The 19,797-nt window shown below is 69.3% G+C and carries 21 protein-coding genes; 8 read left to right on the forward strand and 13 right to left on the reverse strand.

Going from position 1 to position 19,797, the window contains the following annotated elements:
- Positions 1-32 precede the first annotated feature (32 nt).
- Together ACYVIO_RS32950 and ACYVIO_RS32955 are read left to right on the forward strand one after the other, a co-directional pair.
- Entirely contained in the window at positions 33-764 is a 732-nt protein-coding gene (locus ACYVIO_RS32950) for a TetR/AcrR family transcriptional regulator (protein ID WP_460654847.1), read from the forward strand.
- 22 nt (positions 765-786) lie between these two features.
- Positions 787-1,329, forward strand: a complete 543-nt coding sequence (locus ACYVIO_RS32955; RefSeq protein ID WP_460654848.1) for a hypothetical protein — start codon at positions 787-789, stop codon at positions 1,327-1,329.
- 42 nt (positions 1,330-1,371) lie between these two features.
- Here the strand turns inward: ACYVIO_RS32955 and ACYVIO_RS32960 are convergent, their stop codons facing one another.
- The 7 genes from ACYVIO_RS32960 to ACYVIO_RS32990 all read right to left on the reverse strand — a co-directional run bounded on the left by ACYVIO_RS32960 (position 1,372) and on the right by ACYVIO_RS32990 (position 7,708).
- Positions 1,372-2,049, reverse strand: coding sequence for a YidC/Oxa1 family membrane protein insertase (locus ACYVIO_RS32960; RefSeq protein ID WP_460654849.1), 678 nt, complete (start codon positions 2,047-2,049; stop codon positions 1,372-1,374).
- Between the two features lie 52 nt (positions 2,050-2,101).
- Positions 2,102-2,356 (reverse strand): DUF6412 domain-containing protein, encoded by a 255-nt coding sequence (locus tag ACYVIO_RS32965; RefSeq protein ID WP_460654850.1) that lies wholly within the window; start codon positions 2,354-2,356, stop codon positions 2,102-2,104.
- Positions 2,356-3,681, reverse strand: coding sequence for an RNA polymerase sigma factor (locus ACYVIO_RS32970; RefSeq protein WP_460654851.1), 1,326 nt, complete (start codon positions 3,679-3,681; stop codon positions 2,356-2,358). The genes ACYVIO_RS32965 and ACYVIO_RS32970 overlap by 1 nt, the downstream gene beginning before the upstream one ends.
- A gap of 270 nt (positions 3,682-3,951) precedes the next feature.
- Entirely contained in the window at positions 3,952-4,572 is a 621-nt protein-coding gene (locus ACYVIO_RS32975; protein ID WP_460654852.1) for an HhH-GPD-type base excision DNA repair protein, read from the reverse strand.
- Between the two features lies 1 nt (position 4,573).
- Positions 4,574-4,987: a universal stress protein gene (locus tag ACYVIO_RS32980; RefSeq protein ID WP_077016259.1), complete on the reverse strand. Its 414-nt coding sequence runs from the start codon at positions 4,985-4,987 to the stop codon at positions 4,574-4,576.
- Positions 4,988-5,328: 341 nt separating this feature from the next.
- On the reverse strand, positions 5,329-6,807 hold the full coding sequence (locus ACYVIO_RS32985; protein WP_460654853.1) for a glutamate--cysteine ligase: 1,479 nt from the start codon (positions 6,805-6,807) through the stop codon (positions 5,329-5,331).
- Positions 6,808-6,937: 130 nt separating this feature from the next.
- On the reverse strand, positions 6,938-7,708 hold the full coding sequence (locus ACYVIO_RS32990) for an MBL fold metallo-hydrolase (protein ID WP_460654854.1): 771 nt from the start codon (positions 7,706-7,708) through the stop codon (positions 6,938-6,940).
- 120 nt (positions 7,709-7,828) lie between these two features.
- On the opposite strand from ACYVIO_RS32990, the gene ACYVIO_RS32995 reads away from it, so the two are divergent.
- A complete protein-coding gene (locus ACYVIO_RS32995) occupies positions 7,829-9,175 on the forward strand; it encodes a DNA polymerase IV (protein ID WP_460654855.1) in 1,347 nt (448 codons plus the stop codon).
- Here the strand turns inward: ACYVIO_RS32995 and ddaH are convergent.
- Positions 9,155-9,922 carry a dimethylargininase gene (gene ddaH / locus ACYVIO_RS33000; RefSeq protein WP_460654856.1) on the reverse strand — a complete coding sequence of 256 codons (768 nt, stop codon included), beginning with the start codon at positions 9,920-9,922 and terminating at the stop codon, positions 9,155-9,157. The two genes, ACYVIO_RS32995 and ddaH, sit on opposite strands and share 21 nt — an antisense overlap.
- A gap of 102 nt (positions 9,923-10,024) precedes the next feature.
- Here ddaH and ACYVIO_RS33005 point away from each other — a divergent pair, with 102 nt between their 5' ends.
- Positions 10,025-10,555: a hemerythrin domain-containing protein gene (locus ACYVIO_RS33005; protein ID WP_460654857.1), complete on the forward strand. Its 531-nt coding sequence runs from the start codon at positions 10,025-10,027 to the stop codon at positions 10,553-10,555.
- Positions 10,556-10,739: 184 nt separating this feature from the next.
- The gene (locus tag ACYVIO_RS33010; RefSeq protein WP_460654858.1) at positions 10,740-11,981 is read left to right on the forward strand and encodes an MFS transporter; all 1,242 of its coding nucleotides are present in this window, start codon (positions 10,740-10,742) and stop codon (positions 11,979-11,981) included.
- Here the strand turns inward: ACYVIO_RS33010 and ACYVIO_RS33015 are convergent.
- The 5 genes from ACYVIO_RS33015 to ACYVIO_RS33035 are packed head-to-tail and all read right to left on the reverse strand — an operon-like array spanning position 11,978 to position 16,008.
- The gene (locus tag ACYVIO_RS33015; RefSeq protein WP_460654859.1) at positions 11,978-12,709 is read right to left on the reverse strand and encodes an MBL fold metallo-hydrolase; all 732 of its coding nucleotides are present in this window, start codon (positions 12,707-12,709) and stop codon (positions 11,978-11,980) included. The genes ACYVIO_RS33010 and ACYVIO_RS33015 overlap by 4 nt on opposite strands.
- Positions 12,706-13,098, reverse strand: a complete 393-nt coding sequence (locus ACYVIO_RS33020) for a YccF domain-containing protein (protein ID WP_460654860.1) — start codon at positions 13,096-13,098, stop codon at positions 12,706-12,708. The genes ACYVIO_RS33015 and ACYVIO_RS33020 overlap by 4 nt, the downstream gene beginning before the upstream one ends.
- Entirely contained in the window at positions 13,095-13,958 is an 864-nt protein-coding gene (locus ACYVIO_RS33025) for an alpha/beta fold hydrolase (protein ID WP_460654861.1), read from the reverse strand. Before ACYVIO_RS33025 ends, ACYVIO_RS33020 begins: the two co-directional genes overlap by 4 nt.
- 2 nt (positions 13,959-13,960) lie before the next feature.
- Positions 13,961-15,121, reverse strand: coding sequence for a saccharopine dehydrogenase family protein (locus tag ACYVIO_RS33030; protein WP_460654862.1), 1,161 nt, complete (start codon positions 15,119-15,121; stop codon positions 13,961-13,963).
- Positions 15,118-16,008 carry an SDR family oxidoreductase gene (locus ACYVIO_RS33035; protein ID WP_460654863.1) on the reverse strand — a complete coding sequence of 297 codons (891 nt, stop codon included), beginning with the start codon at positions 16,006-16,008 and terminating at the stop codon, positions 15,118-15,120. Before ACYVIO_RS33035 ends, ACYVIO_RS33030 begins: the two co-directional genes overlap by 4 nt.
- Positions 16,009-16,081: 73 nt before the next feature.
- Here ACYVIO_RS33035 and ACYVIO_RS33040 point away from each other — a divergent pair, with 73 nt between their 5' ends.
- From ACYVIO_RS33040 to ACYVIO_RS33050, 3 genes are read left to right on the forward strand one after another with little or no spacing between them, the layout of a single operon-like run.
- Positions 16,082-16,675: a TetR/AcrR family transcriptional regulator gene (locus tag ACYVIO_RS33040; protein WP_460654864.1), complete on the forward strand. Its 594-nt coding sequence runs from the start codon at positions 16,082-16,084 to the stop codon at positions 16,673-16,675.
- Between the two features lie 48 nt (positions 16,676-16,723).
- Positions 16,724-17,527, forward strand: coding sequence for an exodeoxyribonuclease III (gene xth / locus ACYVIO_RS33045; protein ID WP_460654865.1), 804 nt, complete (start codon positions 16,724-16,726; stop codon positions 17,525-17,527).
- A gap of 24 nt (positions 17,528-17,551) precedes the next feature.
- Positions 17,552-19,627 (forward strand): S9 family peptidase, encoded by a 2,076-nt coding sequence (locus ACYVIO_RS33050; RefSeq protein ID WP_460654866.1) that lies wholly within the window; start codon positions 17,552-17,554, stop codon positions 19,625-19,627.
- Positions 19,628-19,797 lie beyond the last annotated feature (170 nt).

Consider the following 19,797-nt stretch of genomic DNA (forward strand, 5'->3'; position numbering starts at 1 on the left):
TACGATGGCAGGACCTACAGCGGAGGTGGAACGTGGCGGAGGAGTTCGATTCGGTCTGGACGCGGCCGAAGCGCGGGCGGCGGCGCGAGCAGCCGGCGCTCAGCCAGGAGCAGATCGTCAGTGCCGCGATCAAGCTGCTGGACGCCGACGGGCTGGACGCGCTCAGCATGCGCAAGCTCGGCGCCGAGCTCGGTGCGGTCGCCACCGCCGTCTACTGGCACGTCGCCAACAAGGAAGAGCTGCTCGAGCTCGTCGTCGACCAGGTGTACGGCGAGCTGGAGGTCCCCGACGTCGCCGACGCCTCCGAGTGGCGCCAGGGCGCGATCGCGACCGCGGTCAGCCTGCGCGGCATCCTCCAGCGGCACCCGTGGCTGGCGGCGACGCTGGCCGACGTCGGTGTCACCTACGTCGGCCCGAATCTGATGGCCGTCTCCGACCGGATGCTGGCCGTGTACGAGACCGCCGGCTTCTCGCTGATCGAGGCCGACCAGGCGTCGAAGACCCTGCTCGGCTTCGTCCTCGGCCTGGCCGGCAACGAGGCCGCCACCCAGACCAAGCTGACCCGCACCGGTCAGACCACCGAGGAGTGGCTCGCGAAGGCGTGGCCCGCCGCCGAGCTCGCCGCCCAGAACCACCCACGGATGAAGGCCCTGTACGCCGCCTACACCGCCCGCGACATGGACGTCGAGACCGAGGACGTCTTCACCTACGGTCTGGATCGAATCCTCGACGGTCTCGAGCTGCGCCTCGCCCAGCTGACCTGACGCAGGGGCTATCGTCACGCGCGTGGCAGAACCTGGCGACCGCACCCCGGAGCAGGACGACGCCGCGCGCATCGCGGACACCCGCCGCGCGATGGAACTGGGCATGCCACCTGCTCGGGGCACGACCGCCCCCGGGCACGGACGCGCCGCTGACGACGGTCGGACCGCCGACGGCGTCCGCAATCTCGACGATCAGCGAAGCCTCCGCGGCGAGCAGCCGTTGGAGCACCGCGCCAACGCGGGCCACGACGAGGACCGGTCGTCCGGCGCCGGCGGCGGGGCTGCGGGCGGAGGCGCCGCCGGTGGTGGGGCAGCCGCCGGAGGAGCATCTGCGGGTGCGGCGGCCGCTGGGCCGCCGATCGGAAAGGCGGTCGAGAAGGCCCAAGAGGCTGTCGAGGCAGCTCAGGCTACGAACGACGCCCACACCGCCGAGGAGATCTGGAAAGCCTCGGAGCCGTCCTCCCAAGGAGCCGCGCCCGAGCATCGACGCCGGCCCGGCCAAGGGCGGCCGCCCAACCAGCAGAGCGACCGCTCCGGCCCAGGCAATCGCGGCCCGAGCCGCTGAGCACCGCCGGGCCCGACGTTCGCGGCCCGGCGGCTTCCCGAGTCAGCGCAGCAGGATCGCGCGCTCGACGACCGTCCAGGTTGTCGTCGTGAGCAGGTACAGCCCCGCGGCGAGCGGGATGAACGCCGCGGTGACCAACGTGCCGAACGGCAGCAGCCGCGCCAGGTTCCTGCTCATCGGCGTCGCCGTCTCGTCCAGGCGCGCCAGCTGACGGCGGGCCGAGAAGAACGCGACGACAGCGAGCAGCACCGCCAGTCCGACGTACGCCGGTGTGGTCGCGAAGACCGGCCAGTGCACGCCAATCGGTGCACCGAACAACGTCCCGGCGAGCAGCTCGTTCGACTCACCGCCGACGACCGCGCGCGAGAACAGGCTGTAGAGCACCCAGAAGAACGGCAGCTGCGCGAACATCGGCAGGCACCCGGCGAGCAACGTCGTCCCCGAGTCCGCCTGCAGCTTCGCGATCTCCTGCTGGGCGCGCTCGGGGTTCTTCGAGTGTTTCTTGGTGATTTCCTGGATCTGCGGCATCAGTACGGCGCGGGACTTCTCACCGCGGACCGCCCGCAGGCTGAGCGGCAGCAACAACATCCGGACCGCCAGGGTGCAGACGACGATCGCCAGCGCCGCGGCGTACGGACCGCCGATCGGTTCGAGCAGATCGGCGATCCAGGAGACGAGCTGGTACGCGCCGTTGATCGGCGCATCGAGAAACGAAGACATGACTGAGCTCCACGAGAACAAAGGGATTCGGACCGGTCGCGAGGAAGTGCGACTACAGTCCGGGAGCTCTGGGACGTGGACGTCCCGCGGTGTCAGGATCGCGCAGCGGGACGTACGACGTCCGCGCCGACTGCTCGCGCAGCGTCAGCGCGATCAGCGGCGTCACCACCGGCGTACGGCGGGACGTGCGGTCGGCCAGCAGCAGCGTGAACAGCAAGGCCGCCGCCGTGAACACGGCGGCGGCCAGAGTTGCCGCGTCGAGCGCAGGGATCACCAGCGACAGCGCGCCGGCGATCACCTGGTGCATCAGTCGAGGTAGTCGCGCAGGACCTGGGACCGCGACGGGTGCCGCAGCTTCGACATCGTCTTGGACTCGATCTGGCGGATCCGCTCGCGGGTGACGCCGTAGACCTTGCCGATCTCGTCCAGCGTCTTCGGCTGGCCGTCGGTCAGACCGAAGCGCATCGAGACCACACCGGCCTCGCGCTCGGACAGCGTGTCGAGCACCGCGTGCAGCTGCTCCTGCAGGAGCGTGAACGAGACCGCCTCGGCCGGGACGATGGCCTCGGAGTCCTCGATCAGGTCGCCGAACTCGGAGTCGCCGTCCTCACCGAGCGGGGTGTGCAGGGAGATCGGCTCGCGGCCGTACTTCTGCACCTCGATGACCTTCTCCGGGGTCATGTCGAGCTCCTTGGCGAGCTCTTCCGGAGTGGGTTCGCGACCGAGGTCCTGCAGCATCTGCCGCTGGACCCGGGCCAGCTTGTTGATGACCTCGACCATGTGCACCGGAATCCGGATGGTGCGGGCCTGGTCGGCCATCGCGCGGGTGATCGCCTGCCGGATCCACCAGGTCGCGTACGTCGAGAACTTGTAGCCCTTGGTGTAGTCGAACTTCTCGACCGCGCGGATCAGACCGAGGTTGCCCTCCTGGATCAGGTCCAGGAACAGCATGCCGCGGCCGGTGTAGCGCTTGGCCAGCGAGACGACGAGTCGCAGGTTGGCCTCGAGGAGGTGGTTCTTGGCGCGCCGGCCGTCCTCCGAGATCCACTCGTACTCGTCCTTGACCTTCTCCTTGAGCTTGGTCTCGGCGTCGCCGATCTGCTCCTCGGCGAACAGGCCGGCCTCGATCCGCTTCGCGAGCTCGACCTCCTGCTCGGCGTTCAGCAGGGGGACCTTGCCGATCTGCTTCAGGTAGTCCTTGACCGGGTCGGCGGTCGCACCGGCGACCATGACCTGCTGCTCGGGCTCGTCGGTCTCGTCGGCCTCGGAGACGATGAAGCCCTGGTCCTCGGTGAGCTCCTTCTCCAGCGGCTTCACCGCGTCGGCGGAGAAGTCGGACTCGTCGACCTCGTCCAGCGCGCGCGGCTTCCCGGTCTTCGGGTCGATCGCCAGACCTGCCTCGGACACGGCCTTCTTCGCCGGCGCCTTCTTCGCGGCGGCCTTCTTCGCGGGGATACCGTCCTCCTTGGATGCAGCAGCCTTCTTGGCCGCGGGCACGGCCTTCTTCACGGGGGCCTTCTTGGCAGCAGGGTCAGGCACTCTGGCGCTGGTCCTCGGGGCCGTGCTCCGGGCAGTGGCGGCCACAGCCCGGGCTGACTCGGCGGGGAGATTCTCGGACGAGCTGGACGACACGAATTACCTCTCGTCTGACGCAGGGTTTTCTGTACGGCGGTACTGGTGGAACTGGTGGTACACGAATTCTGCGCTGCGCACCGGCTTCTGTGCTCGTCTGCGATCGTGTTCGCTGGTCAGCAGTTAATCACCGGGGTGCCCGTCAGGCGGCAGCAACACTACATTGTAATCCGCCGAGCAACCCGAACCCACGCGCGGCCCCCGTCCCGGCGTGGCACGCCCGGTGCCCGCACGCCCCCGCGGGCCGGCACCGGTCCTGTCGTCCAGCGCTCAACTGTTCCTGGTCTGCCGCAACGGACGGGCCACGACGCGTTGCTGGGTGACCTGCTGGGCCGCCTTGAACTGGCGGACCTTCACCAGCGACGCCACGTCGATCACGTCCGCGACCGACTTGTACGCACCGTCCTCGCCGTACGGCTCGGACGCCTCGCGCCAGCCGCGCGGGCGGACCTTGAGCTGCTTGCCGAGCAGCGCGACGAAGATCTTCGCCTTCTGCGCGCCGAAGCCGGGCAGCGCCGACAACCTGGCCAGCAGGTCGTCGCCGGACTTCACATCGGCCCACACGCCGGAGGCGTTACCGCCGTACTCCTCGTCCAGGTGCTTGGCCAGCGTCTGGATCCGGGCGGCCATCGCGGTCGGGAACCGGTGCACCGCGGGCGGTCCGGTCACCACCTCGACGAAACCGTCCGGGTCGTAGGCGGCGACCGTGCACGGATCGAACGAACCTTCCATCCGCTTGGCGATCAGGACCGGGCCGGCGAAGGCACGTTCCATCGGGATCTGCTGGTCGAGCAGCATGCCGACCATCAGCGCGAAAGGGTCCCTGCTCAGCATCTCGTCGGCGTCGGGCTGCTGCGCCAGGCACAGTTTCTTGCTGCGTGTCGAAGTCACCTCAGTCCTCCCCTTCCTCGGCCTTGACGGCCAGCACCGGACACGGAGCGTCGAGCAGCACCCGCTGGGCGTTGCTGCCGAGGATGAGCTTGCCGACCGGTGACCGGCGCCTCAGGCCGATCACGATGAACTCCGCGTGGACCTGCTCGGCGACGGCCACCAGGTCCTCCGCCGGGTCGAGTCCACGCACCAGCTGCCGTACCTCGTACGGCACACCGGTCGAGTCGAGCTGCTCCCGTACCTCCGTCAACGCGGCCTCACTGGCCGCCGCCTCGTCGCTGTCGAAGCTGCGTCCGCCACGGTGGGAGTTCACCACCACCAGCTTGGCGTCGCGGAGCGTCGCCTCCTCCGCCGCCCTTCGAAGAGCTGCACGCCCTTCGGCCTTCGGCACATAACCCACGACGATGGTCGTCATCGACTTGCCTCACCTCCGGGTGTCTGTCGACCCGTTCCGAACGATACTGCCCTGAACCGCTACCGGCATCTGTGGAAAAGCACCATCTGTGTCGCGACCGTGACCGTTAGGCAGTTGTGTCCGCAACGAGACCGTGTCCGTCCCGGGCAGGCAGTTCGGTTGGAACCTGCATACCCGCCGTCGTGGCTTCTAACCCTCCCCCACCTCACCTTGGCGGACACCCTTGCAGGGTCCGGGGCCGACGCGCCAGTCCGATGCCGTTGCCCTCGGCAAGCGGCTCGGCCTGGTGTCCTACGTTGTCTACGGCCCGGGCTCTTTTTTCACGCCGTGGGCTAACCGGTTCAGTCGACCGGCCACTCGTGCACGGGGGTGTTGTCGTGCATGTGGTCGCGGTAGCGGCGCAGCATTCCTCGCAGAGCGTCACGGCGGTCGTGCGAGCCCTTGGTGTACAGGCGGTGGAACTCGTCGGCCTGCCAGGACGCACCGTTGCGGTGGGTGAGGCACCGCTGCTCGATGATGCCCAGCAGACGGTCCCGTACGGCGGGCGCAACGCCCCACGCGTCCAGGCCCTGCGATGCCAACGGCAACAGCCGCCGCAGGACGAGCTCGGTCGCCCGGACCGTCCCGACGCCCGGCCAGAACACCTCCGCGTCGATGCCCTGCCGGGCCGCCTCGTGGAAGTTCTCCTCCGCCGCGCTGAACGACATCTGCGACCAGATCGGCCGTTCGTCGTCGGCCAGCGCGCGGACCAGCCCGAAGTAGAAGGCCCCGTTGGCCATCGTGTCGACGACGGTCGGGCCGGCCGGGAGCACCCGGTTCTCCACCCGCAGGTGCGGCTTGTCCCGGACAACGTCGTACACGGGACGGTTCCAGCGGTAGATCGTCCCGTTGTGCAGGCGAAGCTCCGAAAGAGCTGGGGCGTCTCCGCGGTCCAGCACCGCGATCGGATCCTCGTTCGAGGTCACCGGAAGCAGGGCCGGGTAGTAGCGCGAGTTCTCCTCGAACAGGTCGAAGATCGAGGTGATCCATCGTTCACCGAACCAAACCCGCGGCCGGACGCCCTGCGTCTTCAGTTCGTGGGTGCGGGTGTCGGCGGCCTGCTCGAACAAGGCGATCCGCGTCTCGCGCATCAACTCCTTGCCGAACAGGAACGGCGAGTTCGCCCCGACCGCGAGCTGTACGCCGGAGATCGCCTGGGCCGCGTTCCAGTACTTCGGGAACGCCTCGGGCGTCACCTGCAGGTGGAACTGCGTCGACGTACAGGCCGCTTCGGGCACGATGCTGTCGGCGGTGACCGAGAGCCGTTCGACGCCGTCGATCGAGATCTGCACGTCCTCGCCGCGGGCCTGGAAGATCTGGTCGTTCAGCAACGCGTACCGCGGGTTGGTGCTGAGTGCCTCGCGGTGGATGTGCTCGGTCAGCAGCGTCGGCAGGATGCCGACGACGACCATCGACGACCCGGTCCGCTGCGCCTTCTCCTCGGCCGCGTTCAGGCTGGCCCGGATCGAGGCCTCCATCGTGTCCAGCCCGTGGCCGTCGATCTGGCCGGGCGGCACGTTGATCTCGATGTTGAACTGGCCGAGCTCGGTCTGGAACGCGTCGTCCTCGATCGCGCTCAGCACCTCGCCGTTCTTGAACGCCGGGTCGCACTTGTCGTCGACCAGGTTCAGCTCGATCTCGATCCCGGTCATCGGCCGTTCGGCGTCGAACCGTGCCTCCCGCAGCATCCGTGCGAAGGCGTCCAGGTTGCGATGGACCTGGTTGCGGAACGCCGTGCGGTCCGCCCGGGTGAACTCGACCCGGTCGACTTCCTCGCCCATGTGGCCTCCCCTGTCCCGGTACTGCCGTGGGTACGGCGTACTTCTCAGTACCTGGCGACAGTCTGCCTGAACCGCGCCCCAGATGTGACCTGGATCGCGTCGCCGATCATCAGGTGGTCCTCGCCGGTCCTCAGTGCGGGAACACGATGAAGTGGTCGTGGACCAGCCGGCGGGGCTCCGGGCCTGCCGCGGTCAGTGCTTCGTCCAGCTCGGTCAGCGTCTCCGGGGCGAGCTGCAACGGGTGCTCGTCGGGATGCACAGCCGCTCCCATTGGGTAGTCCTCCCCCGGCCGATCGGTCAGCTCGATGTGCGCGCCGAGCACCCACTCCACCGGATTGCCCGCGGCAACGAACCCGGCCAGCCGGCGGATGCTGGTCCGGTACGACGGCCAGTCGGGCACGTACAACCGGCCCGGGTACAACGAGTCGCCGGTCAGCAGCAGGCGCGTCTCCCGGTCGTAGACCGCGAGGTCGCTCCCCTGGTGCCCCGGGATCGGGATCACGTCGAGCACGCGCTCCCCGAGATCGAAGGTGACGATCTCGTCGGGCCAGGACGTGATCCCGAAGAACGCGGCAGTCTCGTCCGCAGACTTGCCGACCACGCTGTCGAACTGGTCGTCGCCGCCGACGTGATCGCCGTGCCCGTGGGTGTGGGCGACCACGAGCTCGAGGTCCCGCCCGGCCAGCAACTCGTCGACCACCGCGCGCAGGTTCGCGTGCCCGGTCCCGGTGTCCAGCAGCAGAGCCCGCTCCGACCCGAGCAACAGATAGAGGAACGGCCCCTCGAAGGTCGTCCGCAGCGCCTGCCGGACGATCACCGTCCGCTCGTCGTACCAGTGGATCTGATGATCGGGTCCGTCGCTCGTCGTACCGTCGTCCCACTGCTCAGGAAAGCTCGCCATGCCCGGAAGAGTAGGCGCACCCGGCAAAGATCGGCCGCGCGGACCCGGCGTTGGCCGGATCCTGTCAGCCGTCCCTCCCCCTACCCGGGAACTGTCGGTGGGGGCAGGGAGACTGTGGGAGTGCGTGCCGATCCGTCGATCCTGCATGTCGACCTGGACGCGTTCTTCGCGGCGGTCGAGCAGCGGGACAAGCCCTCCCTCCGCGGCAAACCTGTCGTCGTCGGCGGGATCGGCCTGCGCGGGGTCGTGTCGACGGCGTCGTACGAGGCCCGCAAGTACGGCGTCCGCTCGGCGATGTCGACAGCGGAAGCGCGGTCGCGCTGCCCGCACGCGGCGTACCTGTGGCCGCGGTTCGAGGTGTACCGGGCGACCAGCCAAACCGTGATGGCGCAGATGCGCGCGTTGTCACCGCTGGTCGAGCCGCTGTCGCTGGACGAGGCGTTCGTCGACCTGTCGGCGGCAGGGCTGCACGACCTCACCGTCGACGACGTCCAAGCAATCGCCGACGACCTCAAGGACGCGATCAGGGAAGCCAGCGGCGGACTGACCGCCTCGGTCGGTGCCGGTACGTCGAAGCTGATCGCGAAGATCGCCAGCGATCTCGACAAGCCGAACGGCGTGGTCGTCGTACCGCCCGGGACGGAGGCCGAGTTCCTCGCGCCGATGCAGGTGACCGTGATCCCCGGCGTCGGTCCGGCGACCGCGCAACGACTCAGCATGGCCGGCGTCCGGACGGTCGCGGATCTGCAACTGCTCGACGAGGACGAGCTGATCCGCCAGGTCGGTTCCGCCCACGGCACGAGCCTGCACCGACTCGCCGTCGCCGCTGACGACCGGCCGGTGGTGAGCGACCGCGAAACGAAGTCGGTCAGTATCGAGGACACCTTCGAGACCGACATCATCGACCGCTCGCTGCTGACCGCGATCAGCGAACGGATGGCCCACCGCGTCGCCGAACGTCTCCGCAAGGCCCAGCTCTCCGGCCGCACCGTGACGGTGAAGACGCGGATGCACGACTTCACCACCCACACCCGCTCGTCCACCCTGGCCGGCCCGACCGACGACCCGCGCGTCGTCGCCCGCGTCGCCCGCCGCCTGCTCGACGACAGCGACATCTCCGGCGGCATCCGCCTGCTCGGCGTCGGCGTCTCCTCCCTGGCCGACTGGATCCAGGACGACCTGTTCACCGAGTCCGAGGCCGACGAAGCCGCCGAGGCCGCGATCGACCTCCCCGAGGTCCCCGTCCGCCCCCGCGAACGCCAGACGGGTTACCAGCCCGGCCAGGACGTCACCCACCCGACGTACGGCGCCGGCTGGGTCTGGGGCGCCGGCCGAGGCCGAGTCACCGTCCGCTTCGAAACCCCCGAAACCCGAGGCCCCATCCGCACCTTCGCCATCGAAGACCCGGAGCTGACCCGCATCGAGCACCGGCCACCCGAGGACGAGTCAGCCGCGGAGGCGGACTGACAAGCAGGTGACGCAGCCTTCCAGTTTTTCGAACTCGGTGATGTCGACGGGGATCGGGGTGTAGCCGAGGTCGGAGAACAATTCGGCCGTGCGGGGTGCCGAGGCGGCCATCAGGAGGTGATGGTCGTCGAGGAGTACGACGTGGGAGCCGGGCTCCTCGGGGACCGCGCGGAAGGTGGGGAAGGCGGTCGGGTCGTCGACGAGGGGTTCGTAGCCGATGACCGTTCCGTCGGGGAGGGCCGTGACGGCGGACTTCAAATGCAGGACCTTGCGGACCGGTACGGCGATGACCTGGGCGCCGAGGGGTTCGAGGTGGGCGCGGAGCTGGTCGAAGCCGGACTGGTTGGTGCGGCCGCCTTGGCCGACGTACACGGTGATGCCGACCTTGAGGATGTCGCCGCCGTCGAAGGTGCCGGGGGCATCGATGTGGGCCAGGCGGTAGCCCTGCGCCTCGACAGCTTCAGCGGCGGCCGCGGCTTCGGGGCGTCGCTCGGTCGCGCCGGCGCGGGCGATCACCGCGAGGTCGCCGTACACGACCATCGTGTCCTCGACGAACACACCGTCCGGGCAGTCGTCGACCGGCGGGACCTCGACGGTCGTCCAGCCGGCGGCGGTCAGCGCGTCGACGTACTGCTCCCACTGCCGTACGGCGAGGTCTGCGTCGACCGGGACCCGCTCGAGGTGCGTGAGCAGTCCCTCGGCGAGACGCGGGCTGGGGCGGCGGACGAGCGCGCGAGTGGTGGCCATGCCCGGAGAGTAACCGGTGGTGTCGTATGCATGCCGTCGCCCGGGGCGGGTACCGGCAGGGCGATCCCGGTGTGGTTGCCGGGCAGTGACTTGGAGGGTTCGATGCCGAAGATTCTGCAGCACACCGGTGGTGACGTGGTCGAGGTGATCCTGGCCGATCACCGCTGGTTCGAGGAGGCGCTGCGCGAACTGCGGGACGTCGAGAGCGACCGGGCCGCCGTACTGGCCGACCTCGCGACGGTTCTGATCGCGCACGCGGAGGCCGAGGAGTCGAAGGTCTACCCCCAGCTGCGGAAGAAGGACGCGATCGACGCCGAGGAGGTCGAGCACTCCGAGCACGAGCACGACGAGGGCAACGAGGCCCTGCTCGAGCTGATGGAGGTCGAGGACACCGCGTCGGAGGAGTTCAGCGACAAGACGCACGAGCTGTCCGAGGCGCTGTCCCACCACCTCGACGAGGAAGAACGCGACGTGCTCAACCCGGCGCGGACCGACGTGTCGCAGGAGGTGCGTGACGACCTCGGTGAGAAGTTCGCGGCCGAGCGGGCCCGGCTGATCGAGTCCGGCACGGGATCGATCGAGAACGTCCGCAAGCTCGTCGAGGCCGCCAAGAAGAAGGAGAAGTCCTCCTGACCCGCCGCACCGTCCCCGCGACCGAGAGCACGGGTCAGTCGCCAGAATCGGCGTGAGCGCGACTGGCCCGTGCCCCAGGTCCCGGGGACGGCCTGCTGCCCGGCGGACGTGCGGCGCACTCCGTACCCACCCGATCGTTGCCCCGGCAACGTTCCCCACGCGGCGCGCTGGATAGGGTCCGGGCATGAATCGCCGGTGGCCGTTGCTCGGGTACCCGGCGTTCGTCCGGTTCTGGGCCGCCGACGCGGTCTCGATGGCCGGTACGTCGATCACCACCGTGGCGCTGCCGGCGATCGCGATCTTCACTCTCGGCGCGTCCGACAGCGAGGTCGGCGTCATCAACGCCGCGCGCTGGTTCCCGTACCTGCTGCTCGGGCTGCTGGCCGGCGTCTTCGTCGACCGGCACCGCCGCAAGCCGATCCTGGTCACCGCCGACCTGGCCCGCGGTTTCGTTCTCGCGCTGATCCCGCTCTTCGCCGCGCTCGACGTGCTCTCGATGCCGCTGCTGATCGCGGTCGTGCTCGTCTTCGGCGCGCTGTCGCTCGGGTACGACGCCGCACACCAGTCCTACCCGCCCGTCCTCGTTCCGACCGCGTTGCTCACCCCGGCCTGGGCGCGCCTGGAACAGACCAGCGCCGTCGCCACCACCGGCGGACCGGCCGTGGCCGGTTTCCTGGTCCAGCTGATCAGCGCACCGCTGGCGATCCTCCTGGACGCGCTGTCCTACCTGATCTCCGGCCTGCTCCTGCTCACCGTCCGGCCGCTCGTCCCGGAAGTTGCCCCCGGCAAGGACATCCCGCGGGACCTGCGCCAGGAGATCCGTGACGGCCTCGCGTGGGTCTACCGCAACCCGACCACCACTCCGCTCGCGGTGACCGGCCACGTCTGGTTCGTCTTCCAGGGCATCATCGTGACGGCGTACACCGTGTTCGCCTACCGGACCCTCGACCTCAGCGTCGCCGCGGTCGGCGTGACCCTTGCGATCGGCGGCGTCGGCTCCGTGATCGGCGCGACGTCCTCGGGATGGTTCGGACGGCGGATGGGCGTCGGGCCGGCGATCATCCTGTGCCGCTGGATCAGCCCGGCCGGCTACCTGCTGATCCCGCTGGCCGGTGACAACACCCTCGGGTTCGTCATGCTGTGCGTGAGCCAGTTCGCCTTCGGGCTCTCGATCGGCATCGACAGCCCGATCGAGATGGGCTACCGCCAGTCCGTCACCCCGACCCGTCTGCTCGGCCGGATGCACGCCACGCTGCGCTCGGTCAACCGGGCTTCCCTCACCGTCGGGCTGGTGCTCGGCGGCGTCCTCGCCGACCATCTCGGCCATCGCGAAGCCCTCTGGATCGGCGTCGCCGGCATGGTCCTGCAGGCCGTCCTGCTGCACCGCTCGGCCTTCCGCCACGCCAGGCTCAGCGACGCCGACTAACTCAGATCAACAACAAGCCCTTCCTCCGCGGCGATCACGTCACCCGCGAAGTTCTCCCGCGCCTGAGCCACCGAGAGAGCGCGATCCGACCCCGGCCAGAAGTGCGTCAGCAGCAATCTCCGAGCGCCTGCGGCCGCAGTCCCGGCCTCCCGAGCCGTCATCAGGAACCGCGGCCCCTCAGCCGGCGGCTCCTGATGCGTCGCGTCGCAGATGAACAGATCCGCACCCTCAGCCAGCAAAGCCAGGTCAGGCGACGGCCCACTGTCCCCCGTGTAGGAAACCGTCAGCCCCGGCGCACTGAGCCGCAGGCCGAGGTTGGTCTTGTAGTGCGGCAAGAGAACGCTCTCCAGCCGGAACGGCCCGATCTCCCGCGCCGTATCCAGCGCGTGCACGTCGAACACCGTCGCCGGATCAGGACGCGGCTCCAGCGCCCGCAGTACGTCCAGCACCCCCGGCGGGCAGTACAGCGGAATCGGCGCAGCCTCAGGCGCCTGGTAGTGCCGCACCCGCGCAAGCGCACTCACGTCGACGCAGTGATCAGGATGCTCGTGCGTCACCACCACAGCATCGACGTCGCCGTCCGGGCAGTGCTCGAGCAACCGCGGCAGCGTCGCGTACCCGAGATCCAGCACGACCTTGAACCCGTCGTACTCGAGCAGGAACCCGGCGCATGCCCGACCAGCCTCAGGCCAGGCACCGCACGACCCGAGCACGGTCAGCGTTCTCATCGGGCGCCGAAGGCCTCGTCGGTGGAGACGATGTCCTTGCCCAGCGGCAGCAGCGAGATCGGGATCAGCTTGAAGTTGGCCAGGCCGAGCGGGATCCCGATGATGCTGATGCACAGCGCGATGCCGGTCACCAGGTGCCCGAGCGCCAGCCACCAGCCGGCCAGGACCACCCAGATGATGTTGCCGAGCACCGAACCGGCGCCCGCACCGCGGCGGTCGACGATGGTCCGGCCGAACGGCCAGAGCGCGTACCCGGCGATCCGGAACGACGCGATGCCGAACGGGATGGTGACGATCAGGATGCAGCAGATCAGACCGGCGATCGCGTAGCCGACCGCCAGCCAGAATCCGGCCAGCACCAGCCAGATCAGGTTCAGGAGCGTTCTCATACCTGCCAGCCTGCCACCCGCCGGGTGTGCTCGAGGGTCAACCGCGCGACAAGTCCGGGATCGTTCCGGGGCAACCAGTGCCCTCCCCTGACCACTTGGACGCTGAGATTGGGGGCCCAGCGCGCGACGTCGGTCTGCAGCGGCGTCGTGACGAACGCGTCGCCGTCCGGAGACACCGCGAGCACCGGTACGTCGGTACGCCGCGGGCGCGGCCGGAGCAGTCGCGGCAGCACGTTCGCGCGGTAGAGCTGCAGACCGTTCACATAGTCCGGGAGAGCGCGTTCTCCCTCCGGCGCGGCTCGCCCTCCAGCACTCAGCTCCATCTTGGCCGTGGCGCGCTGTCCCCACCCGGTGCGCCACCCGAGCTCAGGCACCCAGGGCAGCTGGAAGTAGAAGATGTACCAGGAGTGAGCCAGCTGCGAGAGCTTCTCCCGCCGCGGCCGACGACCACGGAAGAAGTAGCCCGCGTGATCCAGCGAGGGTCCCGAGATCGACACGAACGACGCGATCCGCCCACGCAACCGCTCGCTGGTGACGAAGTGCCAGGACTGGATCGAGCCCCAGTCGTGCGCGAGCAGCTGCACCGGCTGGTCACCGGCGACCGCGTCGAGGACCGCGGTGAAGTCCTCTTCGAGCCGGTCGAGCTCGTACGCCGAACGCCCGCGCGGGTGGTCGGAGCTGCCCGCGCCGCGCACGTCGTACGTGATGACGTGGAAGTGCTCCGCGAGACGCTGCGCGACGGGCTCCCACAGACGGGCGTTGTCCGGGTACCCGTGCACGCAGACGAGCGGCGGCGCGGACGGTTCGCCGTACTCGTAGAGCGCGATCTCCGTCCCGTCGGCCGATCTCACCCGGCGCACGCTCAGTACTCCTCGGTGGAGATCACCCGGAAACTGATGCCCGCGGCAACCAATCGCTCGCGCAGTGCCGGGCCCATCGCCGAGGCGGTCGTCACCTGACCCGACGTCGTCGGCAGCTCGTCGAGCGCCAGCGAGAGCGCGCACTCGCCTAGCATCTTCGCCGTCTCGTCGTACCCGGGATCACCACCGGCGACCTCGGTCACGACGCGCTTGCCACCGCCCGACCCGACGAAGCGCGCCTTGAACCACGACTTCGCCCGCCGCTCCGGCGACGGTCCGTCCCCGGCCTTGATCCGGTCGATCAGCGCCCTGCGCGCGGGCGGGACCTGCGCGGCGGCGACCAGCAAGCCCATTCCGACGATGCCCCCGGCAACCATCGGCAACCGTTTGACGGCCGCGTAGTGCGAGTAGGTGAAGTCCGGCCCGTACGCGTCGAGCAGCAGCGCCGACCGGCGGACGATCTGCGGGTCGACGGTCGGCAGCGGGACCGCCCAGAACCCCTGCAAGCGGCGGATGCGGGCCGGCGACACCTTCACCGAGCGGTCGGTCAGTCGCTCCTCGACGCGACGACGGGCTCGGTGGGCGTCGAGGTTCTGCTTGCCGCGGGAGAACGCGGTGATCGCGGTCTCCCACGTTCCACCCGACGGCTTGCCGCCGGCGCGGATCATGCCGTCGACCTTGATCGGTACGCGCTGCGGCAGCTGCTCGACGGTGAACTGCACGCCCAGGTCGTACGGGATCGAGTCGAAGCCGCAGCAATGAATCAGCCGCGCTCCGGTCTCCACGGCCTTGGCGTGGTACGCGACGTACATCTTGTCGACGAACTCCGACTCACCGGTCAGGTCGAGGTAGTCGGTCCCCGCGGCGGCGCAGGCCGCGACCAGCGGTTCGCCGTACTTGATGTAGGGGCCGACGGTGGTGACGACGATGCGGGTCGCCTCGGCCACCGCTCTCAGCGACTCCGGATCCTCGACGTCCGCGTGCAGGAGGTCGAGGTCGGGAGCCTTCAGATCGGCGCGGAGCTTCTCCAGCTTCGACTTGTTCCGCCCGGCGAGCGCGAGCTTCAGGCCGGATGGCGCGTTCTTCACCAGGTACGCCGCGGTGAGCGCTCCCGTGAAGCCGGTCGCGCCGAGCAGCACGACGTCGTACGGGCGTTCGCTCATCCGCGAGTGCCCTTCGCCTTGGCCGTGTCGGCAAGGCCACCGGCGCCGGACGCGCGGGACGAGACGTCGGCGCCTCGGGCCTCGATGTCGGCCAGGGCGGCGCGGTCGGCCTTGGCGACCGACCCCCGGCTGCCGAGCTCGACGATGTGCGGGATCAGCGCGCGGAAGATCTTCATCGGACCGATCCAACCAGGAACGTGCACGACGCGGGAGCGCTTCCTGATGCCCGCGGTGAACTTCTCGACGGCCAGCTCCAACGGGTAGACCCGGCTCGCGAACGGGATGCCGGTCCGGACCTTGCCGAACACCGGGTGGTCGTCGACGCCGCGCACCATGTCGGTGTCGACGAAGGTCATGTGCGCGACGCCGACCCGGACGCCGAGGTGCCGCAGCTCGGCGCGCAGGCTGTTGCCCATCGCTTCGACCCCGGCCTTGGCCGTGTTGTACGACGCGAGCCCGGGGATGTGGACGACGGCCGCCAGCGACGAGACCAGCAGCAGGTAGCCCTTGCTCTCGATCAGGTGCGGCAGCGTCAGGTGAACGGTCCGCCAGACGCCGTACAGGTCGACATCGAGAACGCGCTCCCAGACCGCAGGGTCCATGCTCCGGGTGAAGCCCGGCGCTGCGATCCCGGCGTTCGCGACGACGACGTCGATCCGGCCGTATCGCTCGTGGACGGCCTCGACCGCGGCCCGCAGCGACTCCAGGTCGGTGACGTCGGCCTCCCACCAGCCGGCGTCGGGACCGCAGTCCTCGGCGACCTTCTTCAGCTCGTCGGGTTCGAGCCCGACCAGCGCCAGGGTGTCGCCCTCGCTCGCCAGCCGGCGCGCCACCGCCGCACCGATCCCCCGGGACGCGCCTGTGATGAGTACGACCTTGCCGGCCATCGCGGACCTCCGTCTGTTGAGTCGATACTCAACAGTAAGTGCTTATTGAGCTGATACTCAATAGACTGTCCGTATGACCCAAGCCTCAGAGCACCGCGCACCCCGGTTGCGGCCGGACGAACGGCGGGCGCAGATCCTCGACGCCGCGCGCCGGGTGCTCGAGGCCGACCCGCACGGCGACCTGAGCGTCGAGCGCGTCGCGGCCGAGGCCCACGTCTCCCCCGCCCTGCTCTTCCACTACTTCGGCTCGAAGAAGAAGTTCCAGTACGCCGTGATTGAGGAAGCCGCTTCGGAGCTGATGCTCCGGACCGCCCCCGACCTCTCCTTGCCGCCCGACCAGCAGCTCAGCTCCGGCATCCGCGCCTTCGTCCGTGCTGTCCTCGAAGCCCCGCAGCTCTACCGCGCGACCCTGCTGATGTCCGCGGCCGGCGACCCCGCCGTACGGGCTCTGCACTCCGAGCTGCGTCAGGTCTTCAGCCGCTGGGTGATCGACGCCCTGGCCAAGCAGGGCGTCGAGACGACGCCGAAGGTCGAGCTGGTCTGCCTGGGCTGGCAGGGGTACGTCGAGCAGATCCTGCTGACCTGGATCGACAACCCGACCGTGGTAGCGGAAGAGGTCGAAGACCTGTGCGAGCGATCGCTGGCTGCCGTTCTCACCACACTCTGACGGTGAGGCGGTACGGCGTACCGCTCGATCGCGGTTAGGGTTGCGGGCGTGCTCAAGGTTGCCACGGTGAATGTGAACGGGGTTCGGGCGGCGTACCGGCGGGGCATGGCTCCGTGGCTGGAGCAGACCGACCCGGATCTCCTGCTGATGCAGGAAGTCCGCGCGACCGACGAGGTCCTGCGCGACCACCTCGGCGGCGACTGGCACCTCGCACACGCCGAACCCGCGATCGAAGGCAGCAAGGGCCGCGCGGGCGTCGCCGTCGCGAGCCGCCGGCCGATCAAGCTGGAGCGGACCGACATCGGCCCGGAGCGGTTCGACGGGGCCGGTCGGTGGGTCGAGGCCGACGTCGTACTGGACGACGGGTCGACGCTGACGGCAGTCAGCACCTACGTGTTCACCGGCGAGTTCGAGACGCCGCCGCGGCAGGAGGAGAAGTACGCGTTCCTCGACGCCATCACCGCCCGGCTGACCGAGCTGCGCGCCGACGGGCGGCACGTGCTGATGTGCGGTGACCTGAACATCGCGCACCGCGAGGAAGACCTGAAGGCCTGGAAGGCGAACCGCAAGAAGAGCGGCTTCCTGCCCGAGGAACGCGCCTGGATGGATCGTTTGTTCGAGGCCGGCTGGGTCGATCTCGGTCGTCGTTTCGGCGGCGACGGACCCGGCCCGTACTCGTGGTGGTCGTGGCGCGGCAAGGCGTTCGACAACGACGCCGGCTGGCGGATCGACTACCAGATCGCCTCGCCGGCCCTGGCCGACGCGGCCACCGGTTGCGAGATCCACCGCGCCCCGACGTACGCGGAACGCTGGAGCGACCACGCGCCCGTCGTGGCGACGTACAGCCTCTGACACGGGCGCGGGTAGTCTCCCCACATGCCTGAGTTGACTCCCCCTGTCGCCGCGAAGAAGCCGATCGAACGTACCCACCACGGCGACGTGTTCGTCGACGACTACGAGTGGTTGCGGGACAAGTCGAACGACGAGGTGCTGGACCACCTGCGCGCCGAGAACAGCTACACCGAGGCCCGCACCGCGCACCTGGATTCGTTGCGTGAGGCAATCTTCGGCGAGATCTCCGAACGCACCCTGCAGACCGACCTGAGCGTGCCCGCGCGGCTCGGCGGCTACTGGTACTACACCCGCACGGTCGAGGGGCAGCAGTACGCGATCAGCTGCCGGGTGCTCGCCGACGGCGACCAGCCCCCGGCCACCGACGGCGACATCCCCGGCGAGGAGGTCATGCTCGACGGCAACGTGCTGGCCGGCGACTCGGAGTTCTTCTCGCTCGGCACCGTCGACGTCTCCCCCGACGGCAACCTGCTGGCGTACTCGATCGACCTCAAGGGCGACGAGCGGTTCACGCTGCGGATCAAGGACCTGCGCACCGGCGAGCTGCTGCCCGACGAGCTGCCCGAGGTGCACTACGGCTCGGCCTGGTCGGCCGACGGCTCGACGATCTTCTACACGAAGGTCGACGACGCCTGGCGTCCGTTCCAGGTCTGGCGGCACGCGCTCGGCGGCTCCGGTGACGACGTACTGGTCAAGGAAGAGGCCGACGAGCGGTACTGGATCGGCGTCGACCTGACCCGCAACGAGCAGGCCATCCAGATCGCGCTCGGCAGCAAGCTGACCAGCGAGGTCTGGCTGCTCGACGCGCAGGACCCGACCGGCGAGCCTGTTGTCGTCCGGCCGCGCGTCGAGGGCGTCGAGTACGACGTCGAGCACGCGGGCGACCAGCTGCTGATCACGCACAACGCCGACGCTGAGAACTTCTCGCTGGCCACCGCCCCGCTGGACAAGCCGGGCGACTGGACCACGCTGCTCGAGGGCGACGAGTCGAGCCGGCTGCTCGGCGTCGACGCGTTCGCCCAGCACGTCATCCTGTACCGGCGCCGGGACGCGCTGACCGAGCTGGCCGTCATGCGCCGCGACGGCGACGGCTTCGCCGCTCCGGACGTGCTCACCTTCGACGAGCCGATCTACACCGTCGCTCCGGGCCGCAACGACGAGTGGGACGACACCCGGTACCGGTTCGGCTACACGTCCCTGGTCACGCCCGGTTCGACGTACGACGTGGACGTCGCGACCGGCGAGCGGCGGCTGCTCAAGCAGCAGCCCGTGCTCGGTGGTGTGGACCTGAGCGCCTACACGCAGTACCGGGAGTGGGCGACAGCCGAGGACGGGACGCAGGTGCCGGTCTCGATCGTCGCCCGCAAGGACGTCGCCAAGGACGGCAACGCGCCGGTCGTGCTCTACGGCTACGGCTCGTACGAGTCCTCGATGGACCCGTGGTTCTCGATCCCGCGGCTGTCGCTGCTGGACCGCGGCGTCGTGTTCGCGATCGCGCACGTGCGCGGCGGCGGCGAGCTCGGGCGGCACTGGTACGACAACGGCAAGATGCTGACCAAGCGGAACACGTTCACCGACTTCGTCGCGGTCGCCGAGCACCTGGCCAAGGACGGCTGGAGCCGGCCGGAGCGGATCGTTGCGCAGGGCGGCAGCGCCGGCGGGCTGCTGATGGGCGCTATCGCGAACCTGGCGCCGCAGGCGTTCGGCGGGATCGTCGCGGAGGTGCCGTTCGTCGACGCGCTGACGACGATCCTCGACCCGTCGCTGCCGCTGACCGTGATCGAGTGGGAGGAGTGGGGCAACCCGCTCGAGGACCCCGAGGTCTACGAGTACATGAAGTCCTACTCGCCGTACGAGAACGTGACGGCGCAGCAGTACCCGCGGATCCTCGCGATCACGAGCCTCAACGACACCCGGGTGTTCTTCGTCGAGCCGGCCAAGTGGGTCGCGAAACTGCGCGAAACGGCCACCGGCGACGTCGACGTCCTGCTGAAGACCGAGATGGAGGCCGGCCACGGCGGCCGCAGCGGCCGGTACGACGCGTGGCGCGAAGTCGCCTTCACGTTGGCCTGGGAGCTCGACACCCTGGGTTTGGCCTAACCCCTTAAGACGCTCGCGCCCGGCCCCCGGTTGTCCCGTTTCCACGGGAATCCGGCGGGTACCGGGCGCGTTGCCATGGACAGCAACGAATGACGATGTGTGGTGTGACACATTCAGTAATCATTTTCAGCAGTTCCCCGCTGTTCGGCGGTTCCTGAAGGCGTGAGTGC

Source organism: Kribbella endophytica, assembly GCF_054781295.1.

What these genes read in the sequence shown, in the direction of transcription:
- ACYVIO_RS32960 (WP_460654849.1), bottom strand. Translation starts at nt 2,049, where the DNA reads ATGTCTTCGTTTCTCGATGCGCCGATCAACGGCGCGTACCAGCTCGTC.
- ACYVIO_RS32965 (WP_460654850.1), bottom strand. Translation starts at nt 2,356, where the DNA reads ATGCACCAGGTGATCGCCGGCGCGCTGTCGCTGGTGATCCCTGCGCTC.
- ACYVIO_RS32980 (WP_077016259.1), bottom strand. Translation starts at nt 4,987, where the DNA reads ATGACGACCATCGTCGTGGGTTATGTGCCGAAGGCCGAAGGGCGTGCA.
- ACYVIO_RS32985 (WP_460654853.1), bottom strand. Translation starts at nt 6,807, where the DNA reads ATGGGCGAGGAAGTCGACCGGGTCGAGTTCACCCGGGCGGACCGCACG.
- ACYVIO_RS32990 (WP_460654854.1), bottom strand. Translation starts at nt 7,708, where the DNA reads ATGGCGAGCTTTCCTGAGCAGTGGGACGACGGTACGACGAGCGACGGA.
- ddaH (WP_460654856.1), bottom strand. Translation starts at nt 9,922, where the DNA reads ATGGCCACCACTCGCGCGCTCGTCCGCCGCCCCAGCCCGCGTCTCGCC.
- ACYVIO_RS33005 (WP_460654857.1), top strand. Translation starts at nt 10,025, where the DNA reads ATGCCGAAGATTCTGCAGCACACCGGTGGTGACGTGGTCGAGGTGATC.
- ACYVIO_RS33010 (WP_460654858.1), top strand. Translation starts at nt 10,740, where the DNA reads ATGAATCGCCGGTGGCCGTTGCTCGGGTACCCGGCGTTCGTCCGGTTC.
- ACYVIO_RS33015 (WP_460654859.1), bottom strand. Translation starts at nt 12,709, where the DNA reads ATGAGAACGCTGACCGTGCTCGGGTCGTGCGGTGCCTGGCCTGAGGCT.
- ACYVIO_RS33020 (WP_460654860.1), bottom strand. Translation starts at nt 13,098, where the DNA reads ATGAGAACGCTCCTGAACCTGATCTGGCTGGTGCTGGCCGGATTCTGG.
- ACYVIO_RS33030 (WP_460654862.1), bottom strand. Translation starts at nt 15,121, where the DNA reads ATGAGCGAACGCCCGTACGACGTCGTGCTGCTCGGCGCGACCGGCTTC.
- ACYVIO_RS33035 (WP_460654863.1), bottom strand. Translation starts at nt 16,008, where the DNA reads ATGGCCGGCAAGGTCGTACTCATCACAGGCGCGTCCCGGGGGATCGGT.
- ACYVIO_RS33040 (WP_460654864.1), top strand. Translation starts at nt 16,082, where the DNA reads ATGACCCAAGCCTCAGAGCACCGCGCACCCCGGTTGCGGCCGGACGAA.
- ACYVIO_RS33050 (WP_460654866.1), top strand. Translation starts at nt 17,552, where the DNA reads ATGCCTGAGTTGACTCCCCCTGTCGCCGCGAAGAAGCCGATCGAACGT.